The following is a 16757-nucleotide window of genomic DNA, read 5'->3' as shown; positions in this document are numbered from 1 at the left end:
CGCGAAAGGGGTCAATTGGGCAAGGATTTGGCAGTTTTTTTCACACTCCTTTCAAATCCGGTGGAAAATTCTGCACAAATAATCCATCATTTGTTTGGGAAATAATCCCGTGGCTGCTGGCGTGCGCCGTTCCGCTTAATCTCGAAATGGCAATGATATCCAAAGGAATTTCCGGTATTGCCCACATAGGCAATTACCTGCCCCTGGGTCACGGTCTGCCCAGCCCGCACCGCAAGCCGGGTGGCATGAGCATACAGGGTTTCATACCCATTTCCATGGCTGATGACCACATAGTTACCATAGCTGGGATGATACCCGGCTATTTTCACCAGTCCCCCGGCCGCAGCCAGAATGTCGGTACCTGCCGCTGCACGGATATCCACGCCGCCGTGAATCTGTCCGCTGGAGCCGATCATCCACCGACTGATGCCCCGATAGCCGGGCACCGGCCAGATCAGGGTGCTGCCGTCGGGAAGATAGGCAATGTTTTCCGCCGGAACATACTGCCCCATGGCCACGATGCGGTTCACCGGCTCCTGCACCACAACCCGGTCGATGACCGAGGTCTCGCTGGGGGTATCGGAGTCACCGTAAAACACCTGCTGCTGCGTCACCTCGGCAAGGCCTTCTGCCCCTTCCTGCACCACCTGCACCGTACCCATGGGCAGAGTGGGGTCCTGCTGCTCCTCCGTGCTGTACGGAATGGTCTCCTGATAAGTACTCGCCAGCGTGCGTTTCACCTGCAGATAAGGCATCGCCTGGCTGATGGTCAGCTGGGCGCCCACCGGGAAGCCGGAGCTGGAGGAAAAATCCCGTTCCGGGTTCTGGGCCTGCAGCTCGTCCACGCTGATGCCAAAGCTGCCAGCCACAGTCCAGGGGGTATCGCCCGACTGGATGGTGTAGTAGACCGCTCCCTGTTCCTCACCGTGCAGCTTTTCGATGACCTTGTCCACCGGCACAATGGTGCTGGTGAAATAGATGCTGTCCTCACAGCGCACGTCCTTATTGAACTCCACCGTCAGGTTCGGATTGTCCGGTTCCTTGTAAGGCGCGGTCATACTGTCCAGCTCTTCCCGCAAACGATCGCCGTCGGCGGTCACCGCCACCAGCTCGTCGTTCACATACAGACCGGTGGCGTTCTGAATCTCATCGCTGGAGCTTTCCAGAATGGCTGCTGCCATCTGGTTTTCGTCCATCACGTTCTCGCCCACCGCAATCTGGTAGGAGGGCTCCACCGTCCAGCCTTCCCCGGTCGCTCCCGCGTAGTTGATACGCTGGGCCACCTCATCTTTGGCGGAATCGAACACCTGCTCGGTCTGCACATAGCCCACCACGCTGCCGTTCACTTCCACCGCCAGAACATAGTTGTATTCCAGCACGGTATGTACCGTATAGCCGAACACCGCCAGCGCCGCCAGAGGCAGCACGTATGCCACCGCACGGCCCAGAAGCGGGAAATATTTGTGTACGCCGGAGGCGAAATACCGCAGGCCCTCCCTGGCCGCGTGGGCCGTGCCTGCCTGCTTTTCCTCCTGCACCCGGGCACGGATATTCTTTGCGCCGTTTGCCATGCGGGTGAAGGGCGCCGTCAAATCCTGAACGCCGCTCTTCAATATATTCTTTGTCAGGCCCGCTGCACGGGCCCAGATCCAGACAATGTGCCGTGCAAGAAAGCAGCCTCCGTTCCAGATTTCCCGCACCAGCCGCCGGGCAGTGTATTCCCCCCAGAATCCCATGTCGTAGAGAAACTGCCCCAGTACCGCCGCAGCACGGCTGTGGCGCAGACGCTTCCACAAGCGCATCACTTCCGCCCGCACCGCAAGCCAGCGATTTCCGCCGTTTTTCTGCCCGTTCGGGGTTTTGTTTTCCACGCATTGTGCCATAAAAAAGCGCCCGCCGCCTTTCTTCTACAAATTGTACAATATCATTATAGACAACTTGTAGAAGAAAAAGCAACCGGCAAATCATCATTTTCACAGGGTTTTCAAATTTTGGCTTTTCTTCGCCCCCGGACATACAAAACGGGGCGATGCCGGCCATCCGGCCACATCGTCCCATTCCTTTTCTTTTGTAGACGCACTCATTCCATCAGGCGCTGCATATCCGGCGGAAGCGGGCTTTCCACTACCACCGTCTTTTGAGTACCCGGTTCGGTGAATTCCATCCGGGCGCAGTGCAGCGCCTGGCGACCAATGCGCTGCCGGCTGCCGCCATACAGCTCATCCCCGGCCAGCGGGCAGCCGATATGAGAAAAATGTACTCGCAGCTGGTGGGTGCGGCCGGTAAGCGGTACCGCCGCCACCAGGCACAGGCCGTTTTTCTCGGCCTCCACCGTATAGCGGGTATGGCTGGGCTTGCCCTCCGGGGAGACCCGGCGCAGGATGATGCTGCCCGGCGCCCGGTCAATGGGGGCGTCGATCTGCCCCTCCTTTCGATCGGGGCAACCTTCCAGCACCGCCCGGTACACCTTGCTCACCCCTTTGGCCAACAGCGGGGCGGCATAGGCATTCTTGGCGCAGAGCACAAGACCGGAGGTATCCTTGTCAATGCGGTTCACCGGCCGGAACACGCCCTGCTGCCCCCGCTGCCGCAAAAGGCCCATATAAGCGTTGGCCAGCGTGCCATCCGCATAATTCAAAGTGGGATGCACCGCCATGCCCGCGGGCTTTTCCAGCACCATCACATGCTGGCTCTCGTATGCAATGGTCAGCGGAATATCCTGCGGCTCCACAGTGGTGGGCTTTTCCGGCGGCAGCACAAAGGTGACCATCTGCCCGGCGTGCACCGTATCGCAGGTGCGGGCGGGGCCATCCTCCACCCAGAAGCCGCCGGTCTCGTTTTTCACCGCCTTGATCAGCGTGGCAGACACCCCGCTGGCCCGCAGAAAATCCCGCAGGCAGCCGCCCTCAAACCGGGGCGGCACAATAAAGCTCAATTCCATGGGATCGTTTCCCTCTTTCGTTGATTTTGCTGTTGTACTGGCATTATAGCATTTTTCGCTGCATGGGGGCAAACAAAAAGGGGTACCCGAACGGGTACCCCAAAGAAATGCGGTGAATCAGTAGGCAATGCCCTGAGCGATCATGCTGTCGGCCACCTTGATGAAGCCGGCCACGTTGGCGCCCACCATCAGGTTGCCGGGGGCGTCGCAGGCCACAGAAGCATCGTAGGCAGCGTGGAAGATGCCCTTCATGATGTTCTTCAGGCGCTCGTCCACCTCTTCGAAGGTCCAGGACAGGCGCAGGCTGTTCTGGCTCATCTCCAGGCCGCTGGTGGCAACGCCGCCGGCGTTGGCCGCCTTGGCCGGGCCATACAGCACGTTGTTGGCCAGGAAGATCTCGATGGCTTCGGGGGTGCTGGGCATGTTGGCGCCTTCGCACACCACGGTGCAGCCGTTGGCAACCAGAGCCTTGGCGCTCTCGCCATCCAGCTCGTTCTGGGTGGCGCAGGGCAGGGCGATGTCGCAGGGGATGGTCCAGATGCCCTTGCAGCCCTCGGTGAAGGTAGCGCTCTCCTTGGCGTTGGCGTACTCCACAATACGGGCGCGGCGAACCTCCTTGATGTCCTTCATCAGATCCAGGTCAATGCCGTTGGGATCGTATACATAGCCGGTGGAATCGCTCATGGCAACCACCTTGGCGCCCAGCTCGGTAGCCTTCTGGCAGGCGTAGATGGCAACATTGCCGCTGCCGCTGATCACAACGGTCTTGCCGGCAAAGCTGTCGGAACGCATGCACTGCAGGGCTTCCTGAGTGAAGTAGCACAGGCCGTAGCCGGTGGCTTCGGTACGGGCCAGGCTGCCGCCCCAGTTCAGGCCCTTGCCGGTGAGCACACCGGTGAACTCGTTGCGCAGGCGCTTGTACTGGCCATACAGGTAGCCGATCTCACGGCCGCCCACGCCGATATCACCGGCGGGAACGTCGGTGAACTGACCGATGTGCTTGCTCAGCTCGGTCATGAAGCTCTGGCAGAAGCGCATGATCTCGGCATCGCTCTTGCCCTTGGGGTCAAAGTCGGAACCGCCCTTGCCGCCACCCATGGGCAGGCCGGTCAGGCTGTTCTTGAATGTCTGCTCGAAGCCCAGGAACTTGATGACCGAAGCGTTCACACTGGGATGCAGGCGCAGGCCGCCCTTGTAGGGGCCGATGGCGCTGTTGAACTGAACGCGGAAGCCACGGTTCACCCGAATCTTGCCGGCATCGTCCACCCAGGATACACGGAACTGGATAAAACGCTCAGGCTCGACCAGGCGCTCCAGCACACCGTTTTTCTCGTATTCCGGGTGCTTTTCCACCAGAGTCTGCAGGCTTTCCAGAACCTCGCGCACGGCCTGCAGGAACTCAGGCTCATTGGGGTTACGGGCTTCCACCTGTGCATATACACGGGCCAGGTAATCGTTTTTGAACATAACGTACTTCCCCTTTCAAACGATCATCATTATTCGCAACGAATCGAAATCTATTGCCTGAAGCAATCAGGGTAAAATCCCTGCTCCATTGCTACGCATTTTATTATAAAACCGTATTAAAGTGTTTGCAAGAAAAAACTTTTCCCACCCAGGCAGTTTTTTCAGGCCGTAGCGCCAATACTTTTTGTGCATTTTAACAAATTGTTTTGGCGAATCAGTCATACTTTTCCCAAAAGGGGACGGTTTTCTGATCAGACTTGCACGCAGGGGCCATTGTATGCTACAATATGGAACGGAAAACGAGTGGAACATACGGCAGCGGGGCGGCATTGCGTCCGTTCTGAGGAAAGTCCGGGCTTCACAGGGGAATGGTAACTGCTAACGGCAGCCGGGGGTGACCCCAGGGATAGTGCAACAGAAAGAAACCGCCGCTTTTTGCGGTAAGGATGGAAAGGCGAGGTAAGAGCTCACCAGCGCACTGGCGACTTTGCGGCTATGTAAACCCTACCAGAAGCAACACCCGTATGGGGCATACAGCGCTCCCCGCGCGCCCCGGAGGTGGCATGAACCCTGCGGCAACGCAGGGTCTAGACAGATTGTCGTTTAATACAGAACCCGGCTTACGGTCCGGTCGTTTTCTATCAAAAAGGGCGTGTTTCCTCAAACGGGAAACACGCCCTTTTTGATGTTCAAAGCCCCAGAAGCAGGTCCAGCAGAAGCAGCGTAATTACCCCCGGTGCGCCCAGCACCACCGCCATGAAGCTGGTGGCCCAGTTCAGCGCCAGGCTCACGCCGGTGAGGGGGGCCAGCAGATTCACCGCCCCCAGCGCGCCCATTCCGGTAAGCGCCGCGCTGAACGCCATACGCACCGGCTTGCGGCTGCGCCCGGCCGCAAGGCCCACCGCAACCAGCAGCACCGCCGCCCCCAGGGCCAGCCCCATCACAGGATGGCCCGCAGCCCCTGGGCCCGGGCCTTGCGCTGGTAATAGCGATAGCGGCTTTGAATGGCCTGATACTCATAGATCAGAGCATCGATCAGCTCCGGTTCGGTTTCCAGATCAAAGCACATCTGGTTCTGGCGCATCTGAAGCAGGCAGCGGCGCAGCTGTTCCTCCAAAGGCACCACCTGGCACGCCTCCCGATCCAGCCGCTCCTGCCGGTCCTCGCTCAGGGCGCGGGCTACCCGCTGCAATGCGGGCGGCCGCTTGGCGGCAGCTTCCATCATTGGCGATCCACTCCCTTCGAATCCTTCCTGTTTATGGATATGCTTCCAGTATGGCCCGGTATACACGCCCTGATTCCGTTTTCATACAAAAAAAGAACTGCCACACCATTTGCCTTTGACGGCAAAGCATGCGGCAGTTTTTTATTCTTTGGTGCGGGGAACGCTCCATTCCCCTTCCTCCTGCTCCCGGCCCAGCGCCAGCGGCTGCAAAATGCGGTAGCCGCCGCTGGTCTTTTCCAGAATGCCCCGGGCACACAACTCGTTCATGGTGCGCAGCAGGTGGCGGTTGCTCACCCCCAGATATTCGGCGGTCTCGGTCAGCCGGCCGCGGAACACCCCGTCCCGCTGGCTGTGGGCAATGTAGGCCCGCAGCCTTGCTTCCAGCGGGGCCAGAATGTTGAAGGTGTCGTTCACCGCGTTGCGGGCCACGATCTGGGCCAGCATGTGAGCCACCCGGTTCATGAACAAAATGTTTGCCCGCAGGCTTTCCGCATATTTTTTCATGGGCAACGCCACACAGCGCACCGTGCAATCCGCCTGCAGGCTGGTGGTGGCGGCTTCGCCGGTCATCAGCTCCACCTCGCCCACCAGCGTTCCCGGGCCATTGTAGCAGAACAGCAGGGTTTTGTCCGCCGGGGTGACGGCGCACACCTTCACCCGGCCCTCCACCACAAACAGCAGCTCCTCCATGGGGCAGCCCTGACGGCACAGAAAATCTCCCCGCCGGTACTGACGCAGGCGGGCGTCGGGATAATCCCGGCGTTCCAGCCCGAACTGCTCCAGCTGCTCCCAGTATTGCTCCAGTCGATCCGTTCTGTTTTCCATTTCTTTATCCCTTCTCTTTTTCGGCGGCAGGAAGCGATACGCCGGGTCTGCAGCTGGTCACAGCCGAACCAACCGCACAGACAAGGCCGAGCATACCGGCCACCCGGAACACATCCGCCGGGCTCTCGCCCACAAAACCGGCCAGAAAACCGGTGATGTAGGGGGACGCGAAATACCCCACGTTCACCACCGTGAGCACCATTGCGGTGACCGCGGCCAACCGGCGGGGCCCTGCACAGCGGGAAAAGCCCAGCATCAGGTTGGGGCTGAACAGACCCATGCCCAAAAACGCACCTGCCACACACAGCACCGCGCCGGGCAGACTGATCCACAAACCGCCTGCCAGATACAGAACCCCCAGAATGCCGAAGGCCCAGGTCATGGTGAAGCGGCCGGTGCGGCGCTCAAACCAGGCAAAGCCGGTGGAGATCAGCCCTGCCAGCACGCAGCCCAGGGCGCTGATCAGGCCGGTAAGTGCGGTATCGCCCAGGCCATAGCCCTCCACATACAGGGAAAGATGGGTGTTCACCATAAAAAACAGAGCCGCGAAGGCAAAGCCCTCCACCGCCAGCCGAACCGTTTCGGAAAAGCTGAACCAGTCGCCATCCTGCTGCCGGAGCTGTTCGCTGTGGGACTGACGAGGCAGGAACAGCACTGCCAGCACCAATGGAATCAGCACTGCCAGAAAGCACAGATACACATTGTACCAGCCACGGCGGGCCAGCATCCCTCCCACCAGTGTGGCGGCCACGCGACCCAGCTGAAGCATGCCGGAAACCAGCCCCATTACCTGGCTGCGCTCCTCGCCCTGGAACCCGTCGTTCACCAGCAGCGGGTACAATGCCGCCTGCATGCCGTAGGCAGCGCCCATAATCACGCTGGCAGCAATCAGCGCGGGCAGGTTTTCCCGCAGCACAAAGCTCGCAAGGCCGGATGCGAAAAACACCGCCAGCGCCGTGATGGAAAGGGTGCGGCGGCTGAACCACCGTTCCATCCAGGGTTCGGCCACAATGCCCGCGATGCCGGTGAGATTGGGCAGCGTGAGCAGCAGAAGCACTTTGTTCTGGGGCTGATCCGGGAAGGCAGCCACCATGCCGGAAACCGCCACCGAGGGAATCATATACAGCAGGTTCACAAAACAGATGGCCGAAATCGCCACCTTCAGAGGGGTATGCTTCATCAACACTTCTCCTTTGTTGGGGATGAGCGGCAGCCGGTCTGCTGCCATACATGTTTCATTTTACCATGACCTGCCCCCTGCCCGGCAAGGACATCCGTCACAGAAAACGGGCGGGCCTGCCTGGTCCGCCCGCGTTTGGGGTTACTCAGTTTCTTCCAGCGAAAAATCCACCCGGCCAAGGGCCACATCCGCCCGGTCCACCCGGACGTGTACCCGGTCGCCCAGGCTCCACTGGCGGCCGCTCACCGGGTCCTTCATGCGCATGGACTCGATCAGCTGGGGCTCGCCCTTGCAGATACTCTCTGCGTGAACCAGACCCTCCACGGTGTTTTCCAGCTCCACATAGATGCCCTGCGGCGCCACACCGCAGACCACGCCCTCGAACACCTCGCCCAGATGGTCGTGCATGTATTCCGCCTTGTAGCAGGCTTCGGTGGAGCGTTCCAGCTGCATGGCCGCCACCTCACAGGTGCTGGACTGGGCGCTGGCCTCCCGGGCGAACCAGGCATAGCGCCGGTTCAGCTCCTCCAGGCTGGTGCCGCCCAGCCAGTCGCTGAGAATGCGATGGATGGCCAGGTCCGGATACCGGCGGATGGGGCTGGTAAAGTGGGCATAGTCCTCCAGCGCCAGGCCGTAATGGCCCTTGGGCTCCGGCTCATAGCAGGCCTTTGCCATGGCGCGCAGCACACCGGTGTGTACCACCGGCTGCAGATCGGTGCCCCGGGTGGAATCCAGCAGAGCAGCCAGCTCCTTCTGGGTGGGCGCTTCGCCGGCGAAATGATCCGGCAGGCCGCAAATCCGCAGCATACCCGCCAGCCGCTCCACCCGCTCCGGGTTCGGAGCCTCGTGCACCCGGTACACAAAGGGCAGCTGATTGCGACGGGCCAGCTGGGCCGCGCACTGGTTGGCCAGCAGCATGAACTCCTCGATCATGCACTCGGTCACCCCGCGGCTGCGCCGCTGGATGCCCACGCAGCGGCCGTCCTCGTCCAGCTGCAGCTTGGCTTCCTCAGTCTCCAACTCGATGCCGCCCCGCTCACTGCGCAGCTTTGCCCGCTGCTCATAGAGCTTTTGCATCAGGGGCAGCTGGGGCCACACCTCGCTGTATTTTTCCGCCAGCTTCGGGGTTTCGTCCCCGGCCAGCAGCTGGTTCAATTCGCTGTAAACGCCCTTGACCCGGCTGCGGATCACGGTCTTTTCAAACCGGAAGTCCCGCAGCTCGCCCGCTTCGGTCAGCTGCATGATGCAGGAAAAGGCCAGCCGGTCCTCACCGGGGTTCAGGCTGCACAGCCCGTTGGAGAGCTGACGGGGCAGCATGGGGATCACACTGTCCGCGTAATAGATGGAGGTTCCCCGGCGCATGGCCTCCTTGTTCAGCTCGCTGCCCGGCTTCACATAGTGGCTCACATCCGCAATGTGCACCCCCAGCTCCCAGCCGTTTTCCACCACCATCAGCGAGATGGCGTCGTCGATGTCCTTGGTGGAGGCCGCATCGATGGTGAAAATAGGCCAGCTGCGCAGATCGGTGCGCTTTTTCAGGTCCGAGGGCTGGATGCCCTCCAGCTTGCGGGCCTCGGCCTTTACCTTCTCGGGGAAGTGCCGGTCCACACCGGCGGCGTACAGCAGAGCCTTGGCGCAGTTCTTTGCCGCCTGATCGCTGCCGAAGCGCAGGGCCACACCCACCCGGTGATCCTCGTAATCCTCGCCGCGGCTCAGCAGCTCCACCGCCGCCTTGTCGCCGTCCGACGCGCCGCCCGCGGCGCTCTTTTTCACCGCCAGGCGCACAAAGGGGCATTCATCCGGCAGAAAATACAGCCGCTCCTTTTCCCGCACGATGGTGCCCACAAAGTTTTTGCGGGGCTGCACCACCGCCAGAATCTCTCCCTCCCGGGAACCGGGCACCTTGGGCTTGTCAAACAGCTTCACCAGCACCCGGTCGCCGGGCAGTGCACCGCACAGTGCCCGCCCAGGGATAAAGATATCGCCCTTCTGATCGTTTTCCGGCGCGGCAAAGCCGAAGCTGGGCCCCAGCTTCACCAGCACGCACTCCAGCGTACCCTCGGCCTTGGTGTCTCTGGCCAGAAAATACGCGCCGCTCTTCTGGCGGATCTTGCCTTTTTTCTGCAGCTCTTCCACCGTCTGCTGCACCTTTTTGTCGTTGCCCAGCTTGTCCTTCAGCTCCTTGAGCCGCCTGGGCTTTTTCTCCAGTTCCCGCAGGATCTTGGATCGGATGGACATGACATTTCCCTCCCTCTCTGGGCCCCGCACCCCTCGCGCAGGGCCATGTACAGACAAAAAGGGCCCGCACAGTGCGGACCCTCTTTTGCTTGTTAGTTCATGCTCATAACGCTCAGAACGCTGACCGCAATCATGACAACAAAGAAAACGATGCCCACGATCTTGGTGTACTTGGCGAGCTTCACGTCCTTGGCACGGGTACGGCCGGCTTCCATCATGCCGCCCTCGCCGGCGATGGCGCCGGACAGGCCGCGGCCCTTGGACTCCTGGGACAGGGTCAAAAATACGATCACGATGGCGGCCAGAATCAGCACGACACCGCTGATGATCTCGATGATACTCATAGTGTAAACGCTCCTCCGCTTTTTATACGCGCTAATATGCAAGTATGATGATACCACACAGCCCCGCAAAATGCAAGGGCAACGCCGCACAATTCACAGCAAACACCGGGGCATCGCCCGGAATCATGCGGTGCTGCCCAAGGGTTCGGCCCGTTTTTTTACTGACCCAGCTGCAGCTGCTCGGCCACATCCTCTTCCCGCACCAGCGCGCCTGCGGCAGGCAGGCTGCGCACCCGGTAACGGTGGGGGTTGGTCAGCTCCAGTTCACCGGCAGGCTTGACCCACTCGATGTGCTGGTTCTTTTTCAGGGTGATCACCGCCACGCCCGCGGTGTCGCGGGTCTGCTTTTCGGCAATCTGGGTGGTGTGGGCCAGCAGCATGCGGCCGCCGCTGGTGCGCACGGCCAGCTCGGTCTCCTCGGGCAGCTGCACCATGCAGGCCAGCTGCTCCTTGTCGCTGTAAGCCTTGAGCAGCTTTTTCCGGTTCTGTTTGGTGGCGTAGCTGTTCATGGCGATCTTGGCAAACTTGCCGTTGGCGTAGGCAAACAGCATGTAGCCGCTGTAATCCAGCGTGACCGCCATATACACCGGCTGCTCGCCCTCGTCCATGCCAAGGCTTGCCGCCACAAATTCGCCCATGACGCTGGCTTTGGTGTCGGCAAAATCTGCCGCCCGGCACTTGTACACCTGCCGCTGGTCGGTGAAGAACAGCAGCCAGGCGTCGTTGCGGGTCTCGATCTGCTGCACCACCTCGTCGCCCTCCTTGAGCTTCTGCTCGCCGCTCATGCGCAGCGACTGGGGCGTGATCTTCTTGAAGTAGCCCTCCCGGGTGAAGAACACGGTAACCGGATAATCCGGCAGGCTCTCCTCCTCGGCGGCAGAGTCTGCGGTCTCCACGTCGTACAGAATCGTGCAGCGGCGGGGCTGGCCGTATTTTTTTGCCACCGCGTTCAGCTCTTCGATGATGATCCGTCGGATCTTGGCCTCGGATTTGAGGATCTCCTCCAGGCGGGCAATCTCCGCCTCCAGATCCGCAATCTCCTGGGTGCGCTTGAGGATGTATTCCCGGTTCAGGTGGCGCAGCTTAATCTCCGCCACATATTCCGCCTGGGTCTCGTCGATGCCGAAGCCGATCATCAGGTTGGGCACCACCTCAGCGTCCTCCTCGGTCTCGCGCACGATGCGGATGGCCTTGTCGATGTCCAGCAGGATGGCCTCCAGGCCCTTCAAAAGGTGCAGACGCTTCTGCTTGCCCTGCAGATCGTGGTAGGTGCGGCGGCGCACGCATTCCACCCGAAAGGCCACCCACTCGTTCAGAATCTGCCGTACGCCCAGCACGCGGGGCTGGCCGCCGATGAGCAGGTTAAAGTTGCAGGCAAAGCTGTCCTCCAGCGGAGTGGTGCGGAACAGTTTCTGCATCAGCTTGTCCGGGTCCTGACCACGTTTCAGGTCAATGGTCAGCTTCAGACCGTTCAGATCGGTCTCATCGCGCATGTCGCTGATTTCCTTGATCTTGCCGGTCTTGACCAGCTCGGCGATCTTGTCCATCACCGCCTCCACCGTAGTGGTGGGAGGGATACGGGTGATCTCCAGCATGTTGCCGTCCTTTTCATAACGGTACTGGGCGCGCACCCGCACGCTGCCGCGGCCGGTCTCGTAGATCTTGCGCAGCTCGGCCTCGTTGTAAAGAATCTCACCGCCGCCCACAAAGTCCGGCGCAGGCAGGGTGGTGAGCAGGTCGTGGTCCGGGTGGCGCATCAAAGCCACGGTGGTTTCGCACAGCTCCGCCAGATTGAAGGAACAGATGTTGGAGGCCATGCCCACAGCAATACCCAGCGTATTGTTGGCCAGAATGGTGGGGAAGGTCACCGGCAGCAGGGTCGGCTCGGTGGTGGTGCCGTCGTAATTGGGCACAAAATCCACGGTATCCTTGTCGATGTCCCGGAACAGTTCCTCACACACTGCTTCCAGCTTGGCCTCGGTGTAACGGCTGGCGGCGTAGGCCATGTCCCGGCTGTATGCCTTGCCAAAGTTTCCCTTGGAATCCACAAAAGGCACCAGCAGGCTTTCGTTGCCCCGGCCCATACGCACCATGGTTTCATAAATGGCCGCGTCGCCGTGGGGGTTCAGGTGCATGGTGCTGCCCACAATGTTGGCGCTCTTGGTGCGCGCCCCCTTCAACAGGCCCATGCCGTACATGGTGTACAAAAGCTTTCGGTGAGCGGGCTTGAAGCCGTCGATCTCCGGCAATGCGCGGGAGACGATCACGCTCATGGCATAGGGCATGTAGTTCTTTTCCAGCGTTTCGGTGATGGGGCTCTGAATCACAACGCCCGCGTCCAGAATCTCCACGTTATCGCCCAGCTGAGGCCGGGCAGGGGTGGCTCGTTTGGTCTGTTTTTTTGCCATAACTCTTCTCTCCTCCCCTTACGAAAGATCCAGATCGTCCAGATATTCCACACCGTGCTGAGCAATGTGCTCCTTACGGCCGGCCAGGTTGTCGCCCAGCAGCAGGTCGAACACGGCGGCGGTGTGCTCCACGTCCTCCGGGTTCACCTTGATCAGACGGCGGCTTTCCGGGTTCATGGTGGTAAGCCACATCATCTCCGGGTCGTTCTCACCAAGGCCCTTGGAACGCTGGATGGTGTACTTCTCCTTGCCGATGCGGGAAAGGATGTTCGCCTTTTCCGGCTCGGTGTAGGCAAAGTAGGTCTTGTTTTTGGTGTTGATCTCGTACAGGGGGCTTTCGGCAATGTACACATAGCCCTCGTTGATCAGGGTGGGGGTGAGCCGGTAGAGCATGGTCAGGATCAAGGTGCGGATCTGGTAGCCGTCCACGTCAGCATCGGTACAGATGACCACCTTGTTCCAGCGCAGATTTTCCAGATTGAAGGTGGCCAGGTCCTTTTTGGCCTTGCCGCCCAACTCCACGCCACAGCCCAGCACCTTGATCAGGTCGGTGATGACATCGGATTTGAAGATGCGGTCATAGTCCGCCTTCAGGCAGTTCAGAATCTTGCCGCGCACCGGCATAATGCCCTGGAACTCGGAGTCCCGGCTGGTCTTGACCGCGCCCATGGCGGAATCACCCTCCACGATGTACAGCTCGCGGCGGCTCACGTCCTTGGTGCGGCAGTCCACGAACTTCTGCACCCGGTTGGCGATGTCGATCTGGCTGGTCATCGTCTTTTTGATGCTCTGACGGGTCTTTTCTGCGTGCTCGCGGCTCTGCTTGTTGATGAGCACCTGCTGGCAGATTTTCTGGGCCTCTTCCGGATTCTCCAGGAAGTAAACCTCCAGATTGTGCTTCAAGAACTCGGTCATGGCCTGGGCCACGAACTTGTTGGTGATGGCCTTCTTGGTCTGGTTCTCATAGCTGGTGCGGGTGGAGAAGGTGCTGGACACATACACCAGGCAGTCCTGTACATCGGCAAAGGTGATCTTGCTTTCGTTCTTCTTGTACAGGCCCTTGGTCTTTAAAAAGTTGTCGATCTGGTTCACAAAAGCGTTGCGAACCGCACGGTCCGGGCTGCCGCCGTGCTCCAGCCAGCTGGAGTTGTGGTAGTATTCCAGCATCTGCACCTTGTTGGAAAAGCAGAAAGCCGCGCTCATCTTCACCCGGTAGTCCGGCTGATCCTCCCTATCCCGACCGGTGGCAGTGGACTCGCAGTAACGGGTGGGAGTGATGTAGTCCAGACCCACCGTCTCGTTCACATAGTCCTCAATACCCTTTTCGTAGCGGAATTCGGTGGTCTGCTTTTCCGGTCCGGTCTGATCCACGAAGATCAGGTCAAGACCCGCGTTGACCACCGCCTGCCGCTTCATGGTATCCGTGAAATATTCGGTGGGCACGTTTACATCGGTGAACACCTGGGTGTCCGGCTTCCAGCGGATGACACTGCCGGTGCGGCGGCCCTTAAAGGGCTCCTTGATCATCTCGCCGGCAGGTTCACCCTGCTTGAAATCCAGATGATAGTGGAAGCCGTCCCGGTAAATATCGGCGGTCATCCATTCGCTGGCATACTGGGTGGCACACAGGCCCAGGCCGTTCAGACCCAGAGAATACTCGTAGTTATCCTCACCGGCGGAGTATTTGCCGCCGGCATACATCTCGCAGAACACCAGCTCCCAGTTATAGCGCTGCTCCTTGGGGTTATAGTCCACCGGGATACCCCGGCCAAAGTCCTCCACCTGAATGCTTCCGTCCGCAAAGCGGGTGAGCAGGATCTTTTCGCCGTAGCCTTCGCGGGCCTCGTCGATGGAGTTGGAAAGGATCTCGAAGATGGAATGGGCACAGCCCTCCACGCCGTCCGAGCCAAAGATAACGGCAGGGCGTTTGCGCACCCGATCCGCGCCCTTCAGGCTGGAAATACTGTCGTTGCCATATTCCTGTTTTTTGGCCAACCTGTTCTACCTCCTGTTGGTTTTGGGGGCGCCTGGCCCCCGTACTCCCCGTCTGTCTGTGCCGGGGGCAGGCCCTCGCGCACCGGGGATTTTCTCACATTCTTGATTGCATACCATATTATTTAACCACGCTCCGGCGGAAAATGTCAAGGAGCGCACCGTGCGCCAAACCGCATTGCCGTGCGCCAAACCGCATTGCCGGGCCTTTTGCGGGCAGGCGGGCGGCGGTTTTCCCGGCCTCTGCCCCTGCCCTTGCGGGAAAAAGGCGGGCATGATATAGTTAGGGCAGAGCATATTTCTCCTTCCATTTTTGCTGTGAAAGGATGTTTTCCCATGACGATCCCCGAATGGATGACCCGCCGCAAAAAGCCTCTTCTCGCCGTCGGCGCTGTGCTGGCTGCGCTGCTGCTGGCCCTTTATTTCCGGGCGCTCTTCCACCCCGGCTACTGGTACGACGGAATCTTTCTGGCCCGACAACAGGCAGGGGTGTTTTCCGGGCAGGACTATCGAGCCGCCTGTACTTTGCAGATGGAACGGCGCGAAAGCGAGGCTGCACTTTCCTTCACACTGAACGGCGAGACCCGCAACTACCGGATTCTTTTGGGCTCAGATGGCTTTTCCACCCAGATCTACGAAAACGGCACGCTGGCGTTTTCCGGGCAGGCCAGCCCCATGGGGGACTGGCACCTGCTGACCGATGAAGCGGGCAATTTTAACATGGATGATATTGCACAGATTCATGTGGGCCCGCAAGAGCCGCCCCCGGAATTTCCCAGCTACGGTCAGCTCTACACCTGGGCGGTATCGGACCGGTGCGACACCTTCGGCTCCCCCATTTTCCTGCTGCCTCTTCTGCTGCTGGCCGCCTGCCTTGCGGTGGACATCCGCTTCCCCAACTTCTTCTTCCTGATGCGCCACGGCCTGGAAGTGGACGGCGGCGAGCCCAGCGGCTGGTACCGTGCCGGCCAGAAGTTTGGCCGGGTGGTTCTGGTGCTGGCCATGCTGTACTGCGTGGGCGCCAGCCTGTTCATGCACTGAACCGGTTCCACAGCGAAAGAAAGACCTTCCGCACTGCGTGTTGCAATGCGGAAGGTCTTTTTGTTTTGAAGTTGATTCAGCGTGCCGATCAGGCCAGCAGGAAGCCGATCAGAGCCACAATGGCGCACAGCACAGCGGTGATGGGTGGGGCCCAGCGGATGATCTTTTCCGCAATCACGTCCCGGGGGTCCATCTCCCCGTCGTAGTCATCGTAATCCTCGTAGTCCTCTTCGTAGCCGCCCTCGTCCTCATAGGCATCCTGTTCGTGGAAGCCCAGGCGGGAGGCGGCGTAGCGGGCATGGCCCCGGTCATCGGCCAGAGTCATATCCGCATCATCCTCCTCATCGGGATGCAGTGGGGGCACGTCGTAGCTGGGATCCGGCTGGCTGCGCAGCGGGGGCACCGCCCGGGTGGGCTCCTCCGGGCGAACCGGGGGCACCATGCGGGTGGGCTGCTGGTCTGCCGCGGGCTGCTGGGCGGTCTGCGCCGCCTGCAGCATGCTGGACAGGGTATTCTGCAACAGAATCCGGTCGGAGCCACACTCGCTGCACCACACACCGCTTTCCTCACGGGGATGGAAGGCGCCGCAGGCGCAGTACCAGCCCTGATCCAGCACCTGGGGCACAAACTGCAGCCCCTCCTTGCCGGTGCGCTCGCTCAGCTTTTTGGCCAGATCCTCCGGCAGCTTTTTGGGCGCGGGCAGCCGGGTACGCACAAAACCGGTCAGATCCTGCACGGTACCGTCGGCCATATAGGCCTCGATCAGATCCACTTCCACGCTGCCCACCGGAGCCTGGCTGATGTAAACCGCATCGTCCGAACCGAACACCTGACCGCCAGCCGCGTTCAGGCCCTGATATTCAAAGCGATCCTGGCAGACTACGGTGCCGGTGCGATCCTTGCACTTGAACTCCACCAGCAGGCCGATGACCGGCTGGCTGGAAATATTTTTGAAGGACAGGCAGACCGCGATGTCGCCGCTCTGGTCGCCCTTCAGCAGCTCCACCTTCACAAACTGGATGGGGCTGCCCTTGGTGTAATAGTTTGCACGGGATTGGGCCAAAAGGTCGAAATTCTCTTCCATAAGAGCGTCACT

The 16757-nt window shown here is 60.3% G+C and carries 13 protein-coding genes and 1 other RNA gene; 2 read left to right on the top strand and 12 right to left on the bottom strand.

The genetic code is table 11. The features are described 5' to 3' along the window. Positions 1-86: 86 nt before the first annotated feature. The 3 genes from EDD77_RS10480 to gdhA all read right to left on the bottom strand — a co-directional run bounded on the left by EDD77_RS10480 (position 87) and on the right by gdhA (position 4408). Positions 87-1883, bottom strand: a complete 1797-nt coding sequence (locus EDD77_RS10480) for a peptidoglycan DD-metalloendopeptidase family protein (RefSeq protein ID WP_058967150.1) — start codon at positions 1881-1883, stop codon at positions 87-89. A gap of 197 nt (positions 1884-2080) precedes the next feature. Further along, a complete protein-coding gene (locus EDD77_RS10475) occupies positions 2081-2941 on the bottom strand; it encodes an RluA family pseudouridine synthase (RefSeq protein WP_058967151.1) in 861 nt (286 codons plus the stop codon). 117 nt (positions 2942-3058) lie between these two features. Then, complete coding sequence (gene gdhA, locus EDD77_RS10470) at positions 3059-4408, bottom strand: NADP-specific glutamate dehydrogenase (protein ID WP_058967152.1); 1350 nt, start codon at positions 4406-4408, stop codon at positions 3059-3061. A gap of 300 nt (positions 4409-4708) precedes the next feature. Between gdhA and rnpB the strand changes: the two genes are divergently transcribed. Continuing rightward, an RNA gene (gene rnpB / locus EDD77_RS10465) (RNase P RNA component class A) lies at positions 4709-5046 on the top strand. A 51-nt stretch (positions 5047-5097) separates the two neighbouring features. Here rnpB and EDD77_RS10460 read toward each other — a convergent pair. From EDD77_RS10460 to EDD77_RS10425, 8 genes are all read right to left on the bottom strand, one after another. After that, entirely contained in the window at positions 5098-5349 is a 252-nt protein-coding gene (locus tag EDD77_RS10460; protein ID WP_058967153.1) for a pro-sigmaK processing inhibitor BofA family protein, read from the bottom strand. Beyond that, positions 5349-5633 (bottom strand): DUF2508 family protein, encoded by a 285-nt coding sequence (locus EDD77_RS10455; RefSeq protein WP_058967154.1) that lies wholly within the window; start codon positions 5631-5633, stop codon positions 5349-5351. Before EDD77_RS10455 ends, EDD77_RS10460 begins: the two co-directional genes overlap by 1 nt. 141 nt (positions 5634-5774) lie before the next feature. Next, positions 5775-6458 (bottom strand): cyclic nucleotide-binding domain-containing protein, encoded by a 684-nt coding sequence (locus EDD77_RS10450; protein ID WP_058967155.1) that lies wholly within the window; start codon positions 6456-6458, stop codon positions 5775-5777. A 4-nt stretch (positions 6459-6462) separates the two neighbouring features. Continuing rightward, the gene (locus EDD77_RS10445; RefSeq protein WP_058967156.1) at positions 6463-7638 is read right to left on the bottom strand and encodes an MFS transporter; all 1176 of its coding nucleotides are present in this window, start codon (positions 7636-7638) and stop codon (positions 6463-6465) included. 141 nt (positions 7639-7779) lie between these two features. Next, a complete protein-coding gene (locus tag EDD77_RS10440; protein WP_058967157.1) occupies positions 7780-9876 on the bottom strand; it encodes a ribonuclease R family protein in 2097 nt (698 codons plus the stop codon). A 92-nt stretch (positions 9877-9968) separates the two neighbouring features. After that, positions 9969-10220 carry a preprotein translocase subunit SecG gene (gene secG / locus EDD77_RS10435; protein WP_058967158.1) on the bottom strand — a complete coding sequence of 84 codons (252 nt, stop codon included), beginning with the start codon at positions 10218-10220 and terminating at the stop codon, positions 9969-9971. 158 nt (positions 10221-10378) lie between these two features. Further along, on the bottom strand, positions 10379-12628 hold the full coding sequence (locus tag EDD77_RS10430) for a DNA gyrase subunit A (RefSeq protein WP_058967159.1): 2250 nt from the start codon (positions 12626-12628) through the stop codon (positions 10379-10381). Between the two features lie 18 nt (positions 12629-12646). Next, positions 12647-14623, bottom strand: coding sequence for a DNA gyrase/topoisomerase IV subunit B (locus tag EDD77_RS10425; protein ID WP_058967160.1), 1977 nt, complete (start codon positions 14621-14623; stop codon positions 12647-12649). A 333-nt stretch (positions 14624-14956) separates the two neighbouring features. On the opposite strand from EDD77_RS10425, the gene EDD77_RS10420 reads away from it, so the two are divergent. Continuing rightward, positions 14957-15661, top strand: a complete 705-nt coding sequence (locus EDD77_RS10420) for a hypothetical protein (RefSeq protein ID WP_058967161.1) — start codon at positions 14957-14959, stop codon at positions 15659-15661. An 88-nt stretch (positions 15662-15749) separates the two neighbouring features. Here the strand turns inward: EDD77_RS10420 and EDD77_RS10415 are convergent, their stop codons facing one another. Beyond that, positions 15750-16745, bottom strand: coding sequence for a hypothetical protein (locus tag EDD77_RS10415; protein WP_058967162.1), 996 nt, complete (start codon positions 16743-16745; stop codon positions 15750-15752). Between the last annotated feature and the right edge of the window lie 12 nt (positions 16746-16757).

It is taken from the genome of Allofournierella massiliensis, from assembly GCF_004345265.1.
Lineage (GTDB): Bacteria > Bacillota > Clostridia > Oscillospirales > Ruminococcaceae > Allofournierella > Allofournierella massiliensis.
Note: the sequence above shows the minus strand (reverse complement) of the source record. Positions and strands in the feature narration are given on the sequence as shown.

Excerpts from the sequence above, each read along its gene's own strand:
- EDD77_RS10450 (WP_058967155.1), bottom strand. The coding sequence starts at position 6,458 with ATGGAAAACAGAACGGATCGACTGGAGCAATACTGGGAGCAGCTGGAG.
- EDD77_RS10455 (WP_058967154.1), bottom strand. The coding sequence starts at position 5,633 with ATGATGGAAGCTGCCGCCAAGCGGCCGCCCGCATTGCAGCGGGTAGCC.
- EDD77_RS10445 (WP_058967156.1), bottom strand. The coding sequence starts at position 7,638 with ATGAAGCATACCCCTCTGAAGGTGGCGATTTCGGCCATCTGTTTTGTG.
- EDD77_RS10430 (WP_058967159.1), bottom strand. The coding sequence starts at position 12,628 with ATGGCAAAAAAACAGACCAAACGAGCCACCCCTGCCCGGCCTCAGCTG.
- EDD77_RS10460 (WP_058967153.1), bottom strand. The coding sequence starts at position 5,349 with ATGGGGCTGGCCCTGGGGGCGGCGGTGCTGCTGGTTGCGGTGGGCCTT.
- secG (WP_058967158.1), bottom strand. The coding sequence starts at position 10,220 with ATGAGTATCATCGAGATCATCAGCGGTGTCGTGCTGATTCTGGCCGCC.
- EDD77_RS10420 (WP_058967161.1), top strand. The coding sequence starts at position 14,957 with ATGACGATCCCCGAATGGATGACCCGCCGCAAAAAGCCTCTTCTCGCC.
- EDD77_RS10475 (WP_058967151.1), bottom strand. The coding sequence starts at position 2,941 with ATGGAATTGAGCTTTATTGTGCCGCCCCGGTTTGAGGGCGGCTGCCTG.
- EDD77_RS10440 (WP_058967157.1), bottom strand. The coding sequence starts at position 9,876 with ATGTCCATCCGATCCAAGATCCTGCGGGAACTGGAGAAAAAGCCCAGG.
- gdhA (WP_058967152.1), bottom strand. The coding sequence starts at position 4,408 with ATGTTCAAAAACGATTACCTGGCCCGTGTATATGCACAGGTGGAAGCC.
- EDD77_RS10415 (WP_058967162.1), bottom strand. The coding sequence starts at position 16,745 with ATGGAAGAGAATTTCGACCTTTTGGCCCAATCCCGTGCAAACTATTAC.
- EDD77_RS10480 (WP_058967150.1), bottom strand. The coding sequence starts at position 1,883 with ATGGCACAATGCGTGGAAAACAAAACCCCGAACGGGCAGAAAAACGGC.